Annotated in this window: 14 protein-coding genes; 3 read left to right on the top strand and 11 right to left on the bottom strand. The window is 43.0% G+C overall.

The window, feature by feature from the left end:
• Positions 1–393 precede the first annotated feature (393 nt).
• Positions 394–4,086 (top strand): pullulanase, encoded by a 3,693-nt coding sequence (locus B7723_RS07570; RefSeq protein WP_084849969.1) that lies wholly within the window; start codon positions 394–396, stop codon positions 4,084–4,086.
• 201 nt (positions 4,087–4,287) lie between these two features.
• Here the strand turns inward: B7723_RS07570 and B7723_RS07565 are convergent, their stop codons facing one another.
• The 7 genes from B7723_RS07565 to B7723_RS07535 are packed head-to-tail and all read right to left on the bottom strand — an operon-like array spanning position 4,288 to position 9,623.
• Positions 4,288–5,052 carry an amino acid ABC transporter ATP-binding protein gene (locus B7723_RS07565; RefSeq protein ID WP_049505423.1) on the bottom strand — a complete coding sequence of 255 codons (765 nt, stop codon included), beginning with the start codon at positions 5,050–5,052 and terminating at the stop codon, positions 4,288–4,290.
• A gap of 9 nt (positions 5,053–5,061) precedes the next feature.
• Positions 5,062–5,784: an amino acid ABC transporter permease gene (locus B7723_RS07560; protein WP_084849970.1), complete on the bottom strand. Its 723-nt coding sequence runs from the start codon at positions 5,782–5,784 to the stop codon at positions 5,062–5,064.
• A 3-nt stretch (positions 5,785–5,787) separates the two neighbouring features.
• Entirely contained in the window at positions 5,788–6,480 is a 693-nt protein-coding gene (locus tag B7723_RS07555) for an amino acid ABC transporter permease (RefSeq protein ID WP_084849971.1), read from the bottom strand.
• A gap of 32 nt (positions 6,481–6,512) precedes the next feature.
• Positions 6,513–7,391 carry a transporter substrate-binding domain-containing protein gene (locus tag B7723_RS07550; RefSeq protein WP_000036979.1) on the bottom strand — a complete coding sequence of 293 codons (879 nt, stop codon included), beginning with the start codon at positions 7,389–7,391 and terminating at the stop codon, positions 6,513–6,515.
• Between the two features lie 11 nt (positions 7,392–7,402).
• Entirely contained in the window at positions 7,403–8,401 is a 999-nt protein-coding gene (locus B7723_RS07545; RefSeq protein ID WP_084849972.1) for a uroporphyrinogen decarboxylase family protein, read from the bottom strand.
• A 2-nt stretch (positions 8,402–8,403) separates the two neighbouring features.
• Positions 8,404–8,607: a hypothetical protein gene (locus tag B7723_RS07540; RefSeq protein WP_084849973.1), complete on the bottom strand. Its 204-nt coding sequence runs from the start codon at positions 8,605–8,607 to the stop codon at positions 8,404–8,406.
• Positions 8,608–8,618: 11 nt separating this feature from the next.
• Entirely contained in the window at positions 8,619–9,623 is a 1,005-nt protein-coding gene (locus tag B7723_RS07535) for a uroporphyrinogen decarboxylase family protein (RefSeq protein ID WP_084849974.1), read from the bottom strand.
• 367 nt (positions 9,624–9,990) lie between these two features.
• Here B7723_RS07535 and B7723_RS07530 point away from each other — a divergent pair, with 367 nt between their 5' ends.
• Positions 9,991–10,848 carry a 5'-nucleotidase, lipoprotein e(P4) family gene (locus tag B7723_RS07530; RefSeq protein ID WP_084849975.1) on the top strand — a complete coding sequence of 286 codons (858 nt, stop codon included), beginning with the start codon at positions 9,991–9,993 and terminating at the stop codon, positions 10,846–10,848.
• Between the two features lie 231 nt (positions 10,849–11,079).
• Here B7723_RS07530 and B7723_RS07525 read toward each other — a convergent pair whose 3' ends face one another.
• The 3 genes from B7723_RS07525 to glmS form a co-directional block, all read right to left on the bottom strand.
• Positions 11,080–12,132, bottom strand: a complete 1,053-nt coding sequence (locus B7723_RS07525; RefSeq protein ID WP_084849976.1) for an LLM class flavin-dependent oxidoreductase — start codon at positions 12,130–12,132, stop codon at positions 11,080–11,082.
• Positions 12,133–12,243: 111 nt separating this feature from the next.
• Positions 12,244–12,777, bottom strand: a complete 534-nt coding sequence (locus tag B7723_RS07520; protein ID WP_084849977.1) for a hypothetical protein — start codon at positions 12,775–12,777, stop codon at positions 12,244–12,246.
• 100 nt (positions 12,778–12,877) lie between these two features.
• Positions 12,878–14,686 (bottom strand): glutamine--fructose-6-phosphate transaminase (isomerizing), encoded by a 1,809-nt coding sequence (gene glmS / locus B7723_RS07515; RefSeq protein ID WP_084849978.1) that lies wholly within the window; start codon positions 14,684–14,686, stop codon positions 12,878–12,880.
• Between the two features lie 214 nt (positions 14,687–14,900).
• Between glmS and B7723_RS07510 the strand changes: the two genes are divergently transcribed.
• Positions 14,901–15,314 (top strand): EamA family transporter, encoded by a 414-nt coding sequence (locus B7723_RS07510; RefSeq protein ID WP_000264214.1) that lies wholly within the window; start codon positions 14,901–14,903, stop codon positions 15,312–15,314.
• 38 nt (positions 15,315–15,352) lie between these two features.
• Here B7723_RS07510 and B7723_RS07505 read toward each other — a convergent pair whose 3' ends face one another.
• On the bottom strand, positions 15,353–16,732 hold the full coding sequence (locus B7723_RS07505) for a glycoside hydrolase family 1 protein (protein WP_084849979.1): 1,380 nt from the start codon (positions 16,730–16,732) through the stop codon (positions 15,353–15,355).
• Positions 16,733–16,815: the final 83 nt, after the last annotated feature.

The raw sequence follows: 16,815 nt of genomic DNA, 5'->3' as shown, positions 1-16,815 counted from the left end.
GATTATCGTCAAATGGTTGTAAAACCCCTATCACCATGTCCCTTTGATAAATTTTCAGAATCTTTAAATCTTTGTTACAAGCACTCGAAAACCTGAAAAAAAGCACAAAAAGAGCAGCTAAATCTGACTTTTTCAGAAGATTTAACTGCTGTGAGCTTTGTCTGGACAATATTTCAGACAAAACCTACGACAAATGATTACTCTTATTATACCTTATCGGACAAGATTTTTCAAGGTTTTTTTACTATTTTTCAAACAATCTTTTCCTATAAAATGGTTTAAAATTTCAAAAGAATAAAGCATAACATTTTCTTTTAAAAACCAGGAAAACGCTTGCACTAATGTTTACCTCATGCTATACTGATAAGGAATAACTACACAAGGAGAATTGTGATGAAAAAGATCCCATCTCAAACTGAGAAAAAAATGATTTATGGTATCCGTTCCTTGAAGAACGGAACTGGTTCTGTCCTTATTGGTGCCAGCATTATCCTGCTTTCTGCTGCAATGCCAACTATTTCGGCTAACGAAAACCTGCCTCAAACTCAGGAAAATACCAGCGCTGTGACCAAGGCCCCTACTGAGACTGAAACGAGTCAAACTCAAACGGAAACGCCTATTTCTGAACAAAAGAATGCAAACGCTTCCCTTGATTCTAAAAAAGAAGCTCCAGCTATGGAAACTACTACAGCGCCAGAAACACCCAAAACAGAAGATGCTACTACAAGCCAGGCTAACAGCACTGCAACGCCAACTTCAGAACAAAAACCACAAGCTGACACATCTTCTGAAGAACCCATCGCAGACAACCACTTCCGCATCCATGTAAAAAAACTCCCTGAAGAAAACAAAGATTCTCAAGGTCTTTGGACTTGGGACGATGTTGAGAAGCCGTCTGAAAACTGGCCCAATGGAGCCAAGTCCTTCAAGGATGCCAAGCAAGATGACTACGGCTATTACCTAGATGTCAAACTCAAAAATGAGCAAGCCAAGAAAGTCAGCTTCCTTATCAACAATACCAAGGGGGATAACCTGACAGGGGACCGTTCTGTAGAGCGCCTCTCTCCAAAAATGAATGAGGCTTGGCTAGATGAAAACTACAAGGTACACAACTACCGTCCTCAGCCAGCAGGAACTGTCCGTGTCAACTATTACCGCACAGATGGCAACTATGACAAAAAATCTCTCTGGTATTGGGGCGATGTTAAAAACCCAAGCAGTGGAGAATGGCCTGACGGTACTGACTTTACAGCAACTGGAAAATATGGCCGTTACATTGATATCCCACTCAATGAAGCTGCAAGAGAATTTGGATTTTTATTACTAGACGAAAGCAAGAAAGGCGATGATGTGAAAATCAGAAAAGAAGATTATAAATTCACTGATCTAAAAAATCACAGTCAGATTTTCCTCAAAGATGATGACGAAACCATCTACACCAACCCCTACTACGTTCACGATATCCGTATGACTGGTGCCCAACACGTGGCTAAATCTCGTATCGAAAGCAGTTTTTCTACCCTCGTTGGAGCTAAGAAAGACGATATCCTCAAACACTCCAGCATCACTGATTACCTAGGGAATAAAGTAGCTATCACAGACGTGGAAGTGGATGAGGCAGGTAAAAAAGTGACCTACATCGGCGACTTCTCTGACACTCAACACCCGTACACTGTCAGCTACAATTCAGACCGCTTTACCACACGTTCAAGCTGGCGCCTCAAGGATGAGTCCTACAGTTACGATGGTCCACTCGGCGCAACTCTAAAAGAAGATGGCAAGCGTGTTGACCTCACGCTCTGGTCTCCAAGTGCTGATAAGGTTTCCGTTGTTGTCTATGACAAGAAAGACCCTGAAAAGGTAGTTGGAACTGTCGCCCTTGAAAAAGGAGAAAAAGGAACCTGGAAACAAACTCTGGATGCAAACTCTGGTCTCGGTATCAGCAACTACACTGGCTATTACTACCACTACCAGATCGAGCGCCAAGGTAAAACTGTCCTCGTTCTTGACCCTTATGCCAAATCATTAGCGGCTTGGAACAGTGACCTAGCAAAAACAGATGCCGCTCATAAGGTCGCTAAAGCTGCCTTTGTCGATCCAGCGAAGTTAGGTCCGCAAGACTTGACCTATGGAAAGATTCGTAACTTCAAATCACGTGAAGATGCCGTTATCTATGAAGCTCATGTACGTGACTTCACTTCGGATCCTGCGATCGCAAAAGACTTGACCAAGCCATTTGGTACCTTTGAAGCCTTTATCGAAAAACTGGACTATCTCAAAGACTTGGGTGTGACCCACATCCAGCTCCTTCCAGTCTTGTCTTACTACTTTGTCAATGAATTGAAAAACCATGAACGTTTGTCTGCCTACGCTTCAAGCAACAGCAACTACAACTGGGGATATGACCCTCAAAACTACTTCTCCTTGACTGGTATGTACTCAAGGAATCCTAAGGATCCAGAAAAACGTATTGCCGAATTCAAAAACCTCATCAACGAAATCCACAAACGTGGCATGGGTGCTATCCTGGACGTGGTCTACAACCATACTGCAAAGGTTGACATTTTTGAAGATATTGAGCCAAACTACTATCACTTTATGGATGCAGACGGAACTCCTCGTACCAGCTTCGGAGGCGGCCGTTTGGGAACTACCCACTACATGTCTAAACGTGTCTTGGTAGACTCCATCAAGTATCTGGTTGAAACCTACAAAGTAGATGGTTTCCGCTTTGATATGATGGGTGACCACGATGCGGCTTCTATCGAAGAAGCGTACAAAGCTGCACGCGCCCTCAATCCAAATCTTATCATGCTAGGCGAAGGTTGGAGAACCTATGCTGGTGATGAAAATACGCCTGTACAACCTGCCGACCAAGATTGGATGAAGAAAACAGATACTGTCGCTGTCTTTTCAGACGACATCCGTAACAACCTCAAGTCTGGCTATCCAAACGAAGGTCAACCTACCTTTATCACAGGTGGCAAACGCGATATCAATACCATCTTTAAAAATCTCATTGCCCAACCAACTAACTTTGAAGCTGACAATCCTGGAGATGTTATCCAGTATATCGCAGCCCATGATAACTTGACCCTCTTTGACATCATTGCCCAGTCTATCAAAAAAGACCCTAGCAAGGCTGAAAACTACGCTGAGATCCATCGTCGTTTGCGACTTGGAAACCTCATGGTCTTGACTGCTCAAGGAACTCCGTTTATCCACTCTGGTCAGGAATATGGACGTACCAAACAATTCCTTGATCCAGCCTATAAGACTCCTGTCCCTGAAGATAAGGTTCCAAACAAGTCTCACTTGTTGCGTGACAAAGACGGCAAGCCATTTGTCTATCCTTACTTTATCCATGACTCTTACGACTCTAGTGATGCTGTCAACAAGTTTGATTGGACCAAGGCAACAGATGGCAAAGCATATCCTGAAAATGTCAAGAGCCGTGACTACATGAAAGGATTGATCGCTCTTCGTCAATCTACAGACGCCTTCCGACTCAAGAGTCTACAAGATATCAAAGAGCGCGTCCGACTCATTACTGTCCCAGGCCAAAATGGTGTTGAAAAAGAAGACGTGGCCATCGGCTATCAAATCACCGCTCCAAATGGAGATATCTACGCTGTCTTTGTCAATGCAGATGATAAGTCTCGCGAATTTACTCTAGGAACTGCATTTGCTCACTTGAGAAAAGCTGAAGTCCTGGCAGATGAAAACCAAGCAGGACCAGTAGGAATTGCTAAACCTCAGGGTCTTAAATGGACTGAAAAAGGCTTGAAATTGAACGCCCTCACTGCCGTTGTTCTCCGCTTGTCTCAAGGTGGTGCTATTGTCGCCCCAGCTGTGGAAGAAAAACCAGAATTTGATCTTTCTAGCTTGGAAGTTGAACCAGAACAAGGCCAAGCTCAAAACCTAGCAGCCAATCCTGAAACTCGAGAAACTGCTACAGAGGCTCGCTCTCAGAACCTCCTTCCAAACACAGGAACTGAGAGCAAATCACTTCTTGCCCTTGCTGGATTCAGCATCCTTGCCCTTCTCGGACTTGGATGGTTGATGAAAAACAAGAAAGAGAACTGATAATCAATGAAAATCAAAGAGCAAACTAGGAAGCTAGCCGCAGGCTGCTCAAAGCACAGCTTTGAGGTTGTTGATAAGGCAAAGCTGACCTGATTTAAAGAGATTTTCAAAGAATATAACCTAGCCCTCCTATAGAAAAACACCCCATGATTAGAAGAATCTTCTAGTCATGGGGTGTTCTTTTTATGATACACTTATCCATCAAATCATATATTCTACACTATAGGTAGCATCTGATAAGATACGCGCCAGGAACTGCTTGGTTCGTTCTTCCTGCGGACGACTAAAGAAATCGTGGGGATTGTTCTCCTCTACGATACGGCCTCCATCCATAAAAACAACGTGGTTAGCGACATCTCTAGCAAATCCCATCTCATGTGTGACGACCACCATGGTCACACCTTCTCCCGCCAACTGTTTCAGAACATCCAAAACATCTCCAACCAACTCAGGGTCTAGTGCAGATGTTGGTTCATCTAGCAAAATGACCTCGGGCTTGACGGCAATGGCACGCGCAATTCCTATTCGTTGTTGTTGTCCTCCAGATAGTTGTGAAGGGTAGTAGTCTTTGTAGGCCAGTAAACCAACTTTTTCCAAGGCAGATTCTGCACGTTTAAGTGCTTCTTCCTTGGGAACTTTACGAGCTACGATTAGACCTTCTAGAATATTTTCCAGAGCAGTTTTATTTGCAAAAAGATTGTAGTGTTGAAAAACAAAGGCTGTTTTTTGGCGAATTTCTAGAATGTCTTTCTTGCTTAATTTGGCCAAGTCATAAGTTTTTCCTGCCAAGGTCAAACGGCCACTGTCAGCTTTTTCTAAGTGGTTGAGACAACGGAGAAAGGTCGTTTTCCCAGAACCTGATGGTCCTAAAATAACAACGACATCCCCTTGGTTGACCTGAAGATTAACATCCTCCAAGACCTGTCTCTCTCCAAATGTTTTTGCGATATGTTCTACTTGTAACATCCTGTCCTCCTATACAAAACGCGCGCTAGATGTTTTTGCTCTCTCTTCTTTTTTCACATAGCCTTTCTCCAGTAGGGAGAAGCCCCACTGAATCAAACCACAGATCAAAATATACTGCAAAAAGATCACAAAATATGACTCAAAATACTGGTAACCGTAGGACGCTTCCACACGAGCAATAGCGGTGATATCCTTGATAGTCATAACAAAGACCAGGGAGGTCCCTTTGACGATATTAATCACCAGATTGGCCAAGTTAGGCAAGGCTGAGCGCAAGGCTTGAGGAAAAACAATCCTTAGATAAGCCTGGGTCGTAGTCAGCCCAATTGCATGCGCTGCCTCTAGTTGTCCCTTGTCCACCGTCAAGATAGCTGAACGCAAAATCTCCGACAAACTCCCGACTGTCATCAAACTATAAATGATGAAGGCATAGTAGAGAGGATCAAGTTTGAAAATATCAAAGTCACTTCCTATGCTTTTGAGAAATTGATTCAGCAAACTTGGAAATAAACTATAAAAGAAGAGAATCAATAAAATCGGTGGAGTCGCTCGGATAAAGGCCAGATAGACCAGAGAAAAACCCCTCACACCTCGAACCTTATAGATCTGCCCTAAGGCTAAAAATAGAGCTGGCAAAAAGCTTAAGACCATAGCCACAATCATGATAATCAAGGTGATTGGCACACCCTTCAAGGTCTCCAGAAAGGTCTTTACAATATAGTCTATATCCATTTCTTACCTCCCTTTTGTTTCCAAAGACTTCTCAAGCAAACGACTCAAGCTAGAAATAACCAAGGCAATCCCCCAGTAAAGAAGCGCAACTGCCGTATAGGTTTCCAGAGAGTAGTTCCCTAAATTGCGACTGATCAAGAGATTCCCCGCCCCCATAACATCAACAAAACCAATCGTATAGGCCAAGGCAGCATCCCGCATGAGATTGAGAACAGCAGTCGTTATATTGGGAAGAGCAACTTGAAAAGCTTGGGGAAAAATGATTCTCCAAAAAGTCTGACTTGGAGTCAAACCAATACTAAGCCCGGCCTCTGCCTGCCCCTTTGGAATAGCTTGATAGGCCGCCTTGAAAACCTCGGCAACAATAGCCGCAAACAAGAGAATCATCGTCAGGAGAACAAAAATAGTTTTAGACCAGTTGTTGATATCCAAACCCAGCCACCATTTCAGAAATTCTGGCAAGCCATAAAAGACTAGAAAAAGCAAGACAATCGGCGGTGTACAACGTAGGGTAAAGATATAGCCTTTGGAAATCGCTGCAAAACTCTTGTCTTCTCCTACTTGCGCCCAGGCCAAGAGACCTCCAAAAAGGGAACCAAGAAGAGTGGTAAAAAAGAGAATGGACAAGGTCATAGGAAGTGCCTGCCATAAGGTCGGTAAGAACTGAAAGACCTTGGAAAAATCATAAGAAACCATGCAAAACCCTTTCTAGTCTTGGAATTTCTGGTCTAGTCTTTGTCTACATAACTAAAGACATCTTCTTTAAAGTATTGCTGAGATAGCTTAGCAAGCGTGCCATCTTCTTTCAACTCTTTGATTGCTTTTTCGTATTCTTTAGCGAATTGCTCACCCTTTTCATCACGGTGAATCAAAGGATAAGTTGGAATGCCCTTGTATGGGAACCAGCTGAGTTTATCCGCATATTGGTGGTAAGGACCATCTTCTGCTGTAACTGCTTTTTCAAAGGACAGTTTGATATCAAAGAAGGCGTCATAACGTCCTTCTAAGACCCAGGCATAGGCATCTGCCACTTTAAAGGATTCAGCAGCTGTTAGCTCAATCGGTGCATCCTGATGTTTTTCATTGTAGCTGGTGATAACATTCCATTGAGCATTCTGTGGAGAGATGGGAACCAATTTCCCTTTATTCTTAGCAAAGTCATCAATGGTTTTGTATTTCTGTTCATCTTCTTTTCTGACAGTAAATCCGATGATGCTCGCTCCCACTGGTTCAGATGGAATGACAAACTTTTTAGCTCGTTCATCTGTGTACCAAGCTCCCTTGGTTCCGATGTCATACTTTCCTGATTCCAGACCAATCAAGAGGTCGTCATCACTGGTACCCGTATATTCAAATTGATAGTTTGCCAACTTCTCATCAACAGCCTTCAAAACAGCTACTTCATAACCATCTGATTCCCCTTTTTCATTGACAAAGTCATAAGGTACATAGTTTTGTGTATGGGCAACCTTCAAGGTTATAACTTCAGCAGACGAAGCCGTTTCTCCATCCTTGGCTGGAGCACCAGCTAAACTTCTCCCGATAATCGTTGCCCCAATTACTGCAACAACTGCTACACCACCGATAATCCCTGCTTTTTTACTCATCTTTTTCTCCTTTAGTTTTCAAGCGCTTCTCTCACCCACTGGATACGTTCAACTGTGATATCACTTGGAATGGTACAATCTGCCCCAAGTACCAAGCCCTGTTCCCCAGCTTCTGCAACTAGTTTCTTTGCCTCAGCCTGAATGGCATCCTTGCTACCAGTATACAGTAAGCCTGTCTTGCCATTTTCGAATCCTCCAAGAACCGTACGTCCCTTGAAAATCTCACGACCTTCCTTGAGAGTGATTCCCTCTGGTCCTACAGCCCAGTTAAAGACTTGGGCTGGATAATCTGCAAAAAGGTGAATATCATTTCGCGCTCCCTCGTAACCACAGATATGAAGAACAGTGACGCCACCAACAGCACTAGCTGCTTCCAGAACCGTTATCTCGCTAGGTGCAATGACGGCTTGATAATCTGCTGCCGACACTCGTTGATCTTGGATACTTTGCACGCTGAGATAGATTCCATCAGCACCAGCCTCCTCGATGACAGCTCGACTGAGACTCGCAATATCCTCTGCAATCACATCCAATACCTTCTTCAAAGCTTCAGGATCTTCCACCAGAAAATCTGCAATGAGGTCATCTCCACCAGACACTTCCCCAAGCAACCACTTGAGATAGGTCACAGGAGCAAAAATATTGTAAATCGCAACGATATCTTCTGTAAATTCTTGCTTGATTTTCTTAACCAAGTCAACCTGCTCTTTTATCCAAGCGTGCTCTGGTCCGAGTGGTTGAATGGTTGCCAATTCTTGAAGTGATTTGCCTTTGGCAATCGCTGGATTTGGATAAGCAAAGTAGCCATCACTCATGAGTTTGATAAAGTCTGGCTGAACTTCTCGGATAAAGCGCTTATGGCCCTCGATATTCTTCTCGATAATGACTGGATTTGAGAAACCGTGTAGCCATTCGTCTTCGGATGTGAAATGGTGCCAAAAGCCAACTGGCACACGTTCAACCTTTTCACCTCTAAATGCTTTTAAAACCCATTCTTTTTTTTCTGACATTCTTATTCTCCATTTCTTACTTTTTCAACTAATAAACTGCTTGCGATATCATTCGAGCGTAGAAAGGGAAGACTGGACTTGGAAAAATCCTGAACTCCACGACATCTCTCTCCATTTTTACAATGCCCATTTTTTACGATGCTTATGGCAATCAAGGCCAGCAAACCGACAACTGCAATGAAGATGCCCCATCTTTTACTTTTCATAGCTCCTCCTTTTAGAGAACAGCTGCCTGTCGAATCCAGTCCAACCTCTCTAAGTCAAAGTCATCTGGAACAGTACAGTCAGCTCCCAGAAGAACGCCTTTACTACCAGCTTCAGCCAACAACCGCCTTGTTTCATCTTGCAATTCTGCCTTGGAACCTTGATAAAGCAAGCTTTTCTTGCCATTTTCAAATCCACCTAAAACGGCCTTGCCTGGAAACAACTCTTGCCCCTGTGTCAAACTAACATCTTCATGATGAGTCGCCCAGTTGACCACTTGAGCTGGATAGTCCTTAAATATCGTCACATCATTGCTCGCACCTTCAAAACCACAGATATGGAGGATATTGGTCCCACCAACCTGATTGGCTGCCTCCAAAATCGCTATATTGCTCGGTTCGATACAGGTTTGATATAGTGCTGGTGTGATGCGCTCATCTTGAATTTCCTGGGTACTGAGGTAAATCCCGTCAACACCGCCTTGCTGGATGATTTTCTGAGTTAGGATAGCAATATCTCCTGCAATCACATCTAGAATCGCTCTGAATTGCTCAGGATTTTCAAGCAATAGATCAGCCACTTCCCTATCTCCTCGAGAAGTTTCTGTACGGAACCAGCGCTTGAGGTAGGAGATAGGCGAAAAGATATTGTAGAAAGAAGCAATCTCTTCGGTAAAGGTCTCTCGAATCGCTTGTACCACTTCCACCTGTTGCTGAATCCATGGGTGTTCCTCACCAATTGACTCAATAGAAGACAGCTCCTGAATGCTTGCAATCTTAGGACTATAGACATTACTTGGATAAAGGAAAAAACCGTCACTCATAATTTTGACAAAATCAGGGCGAATCCTTTCCACATAACTGCGATGTCCGTCAACACTTTTTTGAAAGATACGTGGATTATTTAATCCTTGCCCCTTTTCTTCGAGTGTTACAAAATGAAACCAAAATCCCACAGGAACTCTTTCCACTTCATCGCCTCGAATCGCTCTAAAGACTAGATCTCTTTTACTTGCCATACCTTTCTCCTTCCATTTGGATTGAAACCATCTTACCACTCCTTTTTTCCTTTTCCCAATATATATTGACTATCAACTCGATTGAAAATTTTTATATCTATAAAGAAAAAAATCCCTGAAAAGCTTGATGTTAGTAGCCTTTCAAAGATTCTCTTTATTTTCATCTATTTTTCAAAAAGGAGTTGATATAGATTTTCTATCAAGCCGATTGAATTTTTTTATATCCATCTTCATTCCAAAATTAAGTACATAATTTTATCCTAATACCAAATTACTACTGAAAAATTTCTTTTCTCTCGATATTTCCTTGCACAAATCCCTTGAAAACGCTACAATATTAATAGACTACTATTAGGAGGATGGGATTATGAAAATATCCAAAGTTACCATTACAATTGCTTCTACACTTACTTCCGTCTTTTTACTGACTGGCTGTGGCACAAATTCGGCAAATTCACAGACAACACAAAGTAGTACATCTGATAATCAGGTTACCATGACCTATGATCAGTTGCGTTCAAGAGAGAACACTATGTCAACTCTTTGGTATCAAAAAGCAGCTGAAACCAAGGCACTCTATCTACAAGGTTACAATGTCGCTACTGATCGTTTGAAAGAACTACTAAAAACACAGACTGATAAACCCTACTCTATCGTTTTGGACTTAGACGAAACCGTATTAGACAATAGCCCTTATCAAGCGCAAAATGTCAAAGATGGAACAGCATTTACCCCAGAAAACTGGGATGTCTGGGTAAAAAAAGCCGCAGCCAAGGCTGTACCAGGTGCTAAAGATTTTCTCCAATTTGCAGACCAAAACGGTGTCCAAATTTACTATGTATCTGACCGCACGATAGATCAGGTAGATGATACGATCAAAAACCTAGAAAATGAAGGAATTCCTGTACAAAGCCGCGATCATCTCATGTTCTTAGAAAAAGGCGTCAAATCTAAAGAAGGTCGTAGACAAGCAGTCCAAGAAAAAACCAACTTAGTCATGCTACTAGGAGATAATCTTGTGGACTTTGCAGAGTTTTCGAAGACCTCTGAAACTGAGCGCGACCAAAAATTAGAGGAATTACAAAAAGAGTTTGGTGAGAAATTCATCATTTTCCCTAACCCAATGTACGGATCATGGGAAAGCACTGTTTACAATGGTAATAAATTGGATGCCAAGGGTCAAACTGAAGAGCGCCAAAAAAACTTACAAGGTTTTGATAAATAAAATAAGGGAGCTATCTACCAGTTTACACCAACTACAAGATATCGTATTTGCGAGAATAGCGAAAAAAAGACGACTTCCAAGCGGAAATCGTCTTTTTTACTATTTTATCTTGTACTTGGTATAAACTAGTATATATTCCACTAGATAGTATGCTCTATCGCTTGTACCACTTCCACCTGTTGCTGAATCCATGGGTGTTCCTCACCAATCGACTCAACTGATTGAATTTTTTTATAACCCCTCTTTCATGGCAAAGTGAGCACGTATTTTGGGCGCCACTTGTGTGCCGAAGAGTTCAATAGCTCTCAAAACTTGACCATGAGGCATAGAACCAAGCGGTAGATGAAGCATGAAACGGTCCAAGTCTAAATCCTCAATCATGCGAATCAATTTTTCTGCCACCTGGTCTGGATTTCCCACAAACATGGCTCCATTTGGCCCAACTTGCTCCAAATATTGCTCATAAGTCAACTCCTGCCAGTGTGGACGGTCCTTGGAAATCGCATCCACCACTTGCTTGGTCGGATGGAAATAATCTTTGACCGCTTGCTCGCCATCCTCAGCAATCCAGCCCCAAGAATGAGCGCCTACTTTCAGGTCTTTATCCGTATGACCGGCCTCCCTACCAATCTCACGATAAGCTTGAATCAATTTCTTGAAGTAACGCGGATTACCACCAATAATAGCATAGACAATCGGCAGCCCCACCCGAGCAATCTTCACTGTTGACTCTACATGACCACCTGTCGCCACCCACAATGGCAATTTGTCCTGAACAGGACGAGGATAGACTTCTTTTCCAGCAATGCTTTGGGTCAATTGCCCCTGCCAGTTCACTTTGGTGCTTTCATTTATCAGCTGAAGCAGATCTAACTTTTCATCAAAGAGAGCTTCGTAGTCTTTCAAATCATAGCCAAACAGAGGGAAGGATTCGGTAAATGAACCACGCCCAGCCATAATCTCCGCACGGCCATTTGACAAGGCATCGATGGTAGCATATTGTTGGAACAAGCGAATCGGATCCATACTCGAGAGAATGCTGACTGCACTGGTCAAACGGATTTTCTTGGTATTAACTGCTCCAGCTGCAAGAACAAGCTCTGGGGCTGATACCGCAAAATCCTCTCGATGGTGCTCCCCAATCCCGTACACATCCAAACTAACCTTATCAGCTAGCTCTATCTCTGCCACCAGCTGACGAATGCGTTCATTATGACTGTAAATCTGCCCAGTCGCTTCTAGAGCGGTTGTTTCACCAAATGTTGAAATTCCTAATTCTACCATCCTGTTTCCTCGCTATCTCTTTTAGTTTTTAGGGTATTTTATCACTAATTAGTTTTATTTTCAATGAATTTGCTCATTAGAAAAAGCCTAGATGAACTAGACTTTCTTAGCTTATTCTACCTGTAGTTTATTGTCTTTCAAAGTCAACTTCGAGTTTTCTGTCAATTCTGTTTGTTCAAAAGTGTAAATCGTCTCACCCTTTGTATCAATCATGTACCAGGCTTGGTCTTTACGGACAACCAGGGCAAGCTCCGTACTATTTGTGTCCTCGTTTTTGACAGACAAAGGAAAGGCCTTGTCCACACCTTCCAGAGCTACTTTATTCCCTGTTTTTAATTCTACTAGGTAGTACACGCCATCCTTTGTACCAAAACTGTAGTCCCCATTAATCGGTGTGTGGCTATCATAGTTTTTCATTAGAATGGAAGTTTTATCCATACCATCAAATGCCTTTTTAAATTGTTCTTTCTGCTCTTCAGCTTTCTTTTGATCTTGAGACTGAACCGTCTCTTGCACCGCAGCAATCCGTTCCAGGTTTTGCTTTTTCGCTTGTCTCTGCTGATGGATCAAGATCGTACGTATCAAGTAAGAACTAGACAAGACGATACCAACCAGCATAGCAATAATACTTTTTTTCTTCTTCATTTTCTTCTCCTTATAAAAAATTAAAGGCGAGCAAAAATACTCCTCACTCAAGTATACCAAGAGAGAGCAAAAAAGTCTAGATGAACTAGACTTTCTTAGCTTATTCTACTGTTACTGACTTAGCAAGGTTACGTGGTTTGTCCACATCAAGACCACGGTGGAGGGTTGCAAAGTAAGCGACCAATTGTGTTGGCACGACCATTGAGATTGGTGAGAGATAAGGGTGTACAGTCGTAAGGACGATATCATCGGTCTCTTTAGCAACATTCTCTTCTGCGATAGTGAGAACCTTGGCACCACGAGCTGCGACCTCTTGGATATTTCCACGAGTATGGTTAGCAAGGACTGGATCTGACAAGAGGGCCAAGACAGGCGTTCCTTCTTCAATCAAGGCAATGGTCCCGTGCTTGAGTTCTCCTGCTGCAAAGCCTTCACATTGGATGTAAGAAATCTCTTTTAGCTTAAGACTGGCTTCCATGGCTACATAGTAGTCTTGACCACGTCCGATGTAAAAGGCATTGCGAGTGGTTTCGAGAAGGTCACGAACCTTTGCATCAATGGTTTCTTTTTCTGAAAGAGTTGATTCGATAGACTGAGCCACGATTGACAACTCATGAACCAGGTCAAAGGCTTGCGCTTTGGCATTGCCGTTTGCTTCTCCAACTGCTTTTGCAAGGAAGGCAAGGGCTGCGATTTGTGCGGTATAGGCCTTGGTTGAAGCTACAGCAATTTCAGGACCCGCGTGAAGGAGCATAGTATGGTTGGCTTCACGAGAAAGAGTTGAACCTGGAACGTTTGTCACTGTCAAGCTTGGAATCCCCATTTCATTAGCCTTGACCAAAACCTGACGACTATCCGCTGTTTCACCAGACTGGCTGATAAAGATAAAGAGTGGTTTTTTGCTGAGAAGTGGCATACCATAGCCCCACTCAGATGAAATTCCAAGTTCAACAGGTGTATCCGTCAATTCTTCCAGCATCTTCTTAGAAGCAAATCCTGCGTGGTACGATGTTCCAGCTGCAAGGATGTAAATGCGGTCTGCATCTTGAACAGCCTTAATGATAGCAGGGTCAACCACTACTTGACCTGCCTCATCTGTGTAGGCTTGGATGAGTTTACGCATAACCGTTGGTTGCTCATCAATTTCCTTGAGCATGTAGTAAGGATAAGTCCCCTTACCGATATCTGACAAGTCGAGCTCCGCAGTATAGCTAGCACGTTCACGGCGATTGCCATCATAGTCTTGAACTTCGACACTATCAGCCTTGACGATTACCAACTCTTGGTCATGAATTTCCATGTATTGGTTGGTCTCACGAATCATAGCCATAGCATCTGAGCAGACCATGTTGTAGCCTTCTCCAAGACCAATCAAGAGTGGTGATTTGTTCTTAGCGACATAGATGACATCTGGATTTCCAGAGTCAACCAAGGCAAAGGCATAAGAACCACGGATGATGTGAAGAGCTTTTTTGAAGGCTTCAAGAACTGAAAGACCATCTTCTTCTGCAAATTTCCCAATCAAGTGAACGGCGATTTCCGTATCTGTTTGCCCCTTGAAGTGGTGACCTGCAAGGTATTCTTCCTTGATTTCGAGATAGTTTTCAATCACCCCATTGTGCACCAAGACAAAACGTCCTGTCTCAGAGCGGTGTGGGTGAGCATTGTCCTCCGTTGGTTTCCCATGAGTCGCCCAACGAGTATGTCCGATACCAGTTGTTCCCTCAACACCAGCCGTCTTAGCAGACAATTCTGCGATACGACCGACAGCCTTAACCAGGTGATTTTCAGCACCACCTAGGACAAAAATCCCCGCAGAATCATAACCACGGTATTCGAGCTTTTCAAGCCCTTGAATCAAAATATCAGTTGCATTTGTGTTTCCAACAACACCAACAATTCCACACATAGTATATACGACACAGACCAGCTGTGCTTTCTCCTTAAATTGGTATAGTCTGATTTCCCTTTTACAGAATCAGCAAAAACAGTATATACTTGTTTTTCTCACTTGTCAAGAATAAAAATTGGTATAGTTTTTCTATCTGGTATTTTATCAAGATTTCATTTGATACCTGACAAGTCAGCATCAATTACTTATAATAAAAGAGGAGGTATTTTCCATGTGGTTTTTCTTCGCACTTTTATCAGCTGTCTTTGCAGCCTTAACGTCAATTCTAGCCAAGATTGGGATTGAGGGAGTTCCATCCAATCTAGCAACCGCTATTCGTACGGTCGTCGTCATCCTTATGGCTTGGGCTATGGTTTTCCTGACCAATAGTCAGACTGAAATCGTCAACATCAGTAGAAAAAGTTGGCTCTTTCTCATCCTATCTGGTTTGGCAACAGGTGCCTCCTGGCTCTGCTACTACAAGGCACTACAGATGGGCAATGCGACTGAGGTATCTGCTGTCGATAAATTCAGTCTCGTCATTACCCTTGTTCTAGCCTTTTTCTTTCTACAGGATATCCTGACGTTTAAAACAATTATTGGCTGTATCCTGATTACGATCGGAACCTTGGTGATGATATTGTAATAAAGAGTGAGATGAACACCATCTCACTCTTTTCATTCTTAAAATCCATTATGGTCGCTGAGTTCTTTGAACCAATGGCCTGATTTCTTCAGGCGACGTTCCTGTGTTTCCAAGTCAAGTTCAATCAAACCATAACGATTTTTATAGCTGTTGAGCCATGACCAGCAGTCGATAAAGGTCCAAATCAAGTAGCCCTTACAGTTGGCCCCGTCTTCAATGGCACGGTGAAGTTCACGCAGATGCCCTTTGACAAAGTCAATACGATAGTCGTCCTGAATCATCCCATCTTGACGGAATTTTTCTTCACCTTCAACACCCATGCCATTCTCTGTCAGCATCCACTCAATATTACCATAATTTTCCTTGATATTTTGAGCGATATCATAAATCCCCTGCTCGTAGATTTCCCAACCGCGGTGAGGATTGATTTTACGGCCCGGCATGACGTAAGGCTCATAGAAATGCTCTGGCAAAAGCGGGCTATCAGGATGTTTAGCAAAGCGTGGAGCCATGACGCGCAAGGGTTGGTAATAGTTGACTCCAAGAAAGTCCACAGTATGCTCCCGAATAAGATCCAACTCTTCAGCTGTAGAATCTGGCAGCAAATCATGCTCAGACAAGATTTCTACCAACTCCTGTGGATAAGCCCCCAAGACAGACGGATCTAGGAAAGATTGGGCTTGGAAGAGGTCGGCAATGCGAGCAGCCTTGACATCTGCAGGATGCTGACTACGTGGGTAGGCTGGTGTCAAGTTAAGGACAATCCCAATCTTAGAGCCAGGCAAAATCTCATGACAGACCTTAACCGCAAGACTACTAGCCAGTTGAGTATGATAAGCAACCTTAACCGCTGCTTTGGCATCTACCTTATGAGGATAGTGGGCATCATAGAAATAGCCAAACTCTACGGGGACAATGGGCTCGTTAAAGGTAATCCATTGGTCCACCAAGTCACCGTAAGTCTCAAAACAAAAACGAGCATAGTCTTCATAAGCCTTGATAGTGGTCTTATTTTCCCAACCATCCCCATCTTCTTGGAGGACAAAAGGCAGGTCAAAGTGATAGAGATTGACTAAGAGACGAATCCCCTTGGCCTTAATAGCTTCAAAAACCTGACGGTAGAAAACCACCCCTTGCGGATTGACCTCTCCACGGCCCTGTGGGAAAATACGAGACCACTGGATAGAAGTTCGGAAGGCTGTATGCCCAGTCTCTACCAAAAGCTCAATATCCTTTTCCCAGTTTTCATAGAAAGTTGATGTTTTGTCAGGTCCAATCCCATTGTAGTAGCGATTTGGCTCTACTTTGAACCAATAATCCCAGAGATTGTCTCCCTTTCCGTCACCAGGTACACGACCTTCTGTCTGTGGTCCAGAAGTAGAGGAACCCCAGACAAAATCCTTTGGAAATTTTAGCATAGCTATACCTCTTCGTTTACTCATTTTCCCCATTATATAGAAAAAACAAGGTAAAAACTAGTTACATTTTTGCCTTGTTTTTC

This window comes from Streptococcus oralis subsp. oralis, assembly GCF_002096435.1.
Classification (GTDB): Bacteria; Bacillota; Bacilli; order Lactobacillales; family Streptococcaceae; genus Streptococcus; species Streptococcus oralis_AA.
Note: the sequence above shows the minus strand (reverse complement) of the source record. Positions and strands in the feature narration are given on the sequence as shown.

Coding starts and splice junctions, on each gene's coding strand:
- glmS (WP_084849978.1), bottom strand. CDS start 14,686: ATGTGTGGAATTGTTGGTGTTGTTGGAAACACAAATGCAACTGATATT.
- B7723_RS07535 (WP_084849974.1), bottom strand. CDS start 9,623: ATGGCAAGTAAAAGAGATCTAGTCTTTAGAGCGATTCGAGGCGATGAA.
- B7723_RS07570 (WP_084849969.1), top strand. CDS start 394: ATGAAAAAGATCCCATCTCAAACTGAGAAAAAAATGATTTATGGTATC.
- B7723_RS07545 (WP_084849972.1), bottom strand. CDS start 8,401: ATGTCAGAAAAAAAAGAATGGGTTTTAAAAGCATTTAGAGGTGAAAAG.
- B7723_RS07565 (WP_049505423.1), bottom strand. CDS start 5,052: ATGTTACAAGTAGAACATATCGCAAAAACATTTGGAGAGAGACAGGTC.
- B7723_RS07540 (WP_084849973.1), bottom strand. CDS start 8,607: ATGAAAAGTAAAAGATGGGGCATCTTCATTGCAGTTGTCGGTTTGCTG.
- B7723_RS07505 (WP_084849979.1), bottom strand. CDS start 16,732: ATGCTAAAATTTCCAAAGGATTTTGTCTGGGGTTCCTCTACTTCTGGA.
- B7723_RS07560 (WP_084849970.1), bottom strand. CDS start 5,784: ATGGATATAGACTATATTGTAAAGACCTTTCTGGAGACCTTGAAGGGT.
- B7723_RS07525 (WP_084849976.1), bottom strand. CDS start 12,132: ATGGTAGAATTAGGAATTTCAACATTTGGTGAAACAACCGCTCTAGAA.
- B7723_RS07510 (WP_000264214.1), top strand. CDS start 14,901: ATGTGGTTTTTCTTCGCACTTTTATCAGCTGTCTTTGCAGCCTTAACG.
- B7723_RS07530 (WP_084849975.1), top strand. CDS start 9,991: ATGAAAATATCCAAAGTTACCATTACAATTGCTTCTACACTTACTTCC.
- B7723_RS07550 (WP_000036979.1), bottom strand. CDS start 7,391: ATGAGTAAAAAAGCAGGGATTATCGGTGGTGTAGCAGTTGTTGCAGTA.
- B7723_RS07555 (WP_084849971.1), bottom strand. CDS start 6,480: ATGGTTTCTTATGATTTTTCCAAGGTCTTTCAGTTCTTACCGACCTTA.
- B7723_RS07520 (WP_084849977.1), bottom strand. CDS start 12,777: ATGAAGAAGAAAAAAAGTATTATTGCTATGCTGGTTGGTATCGTCTTG.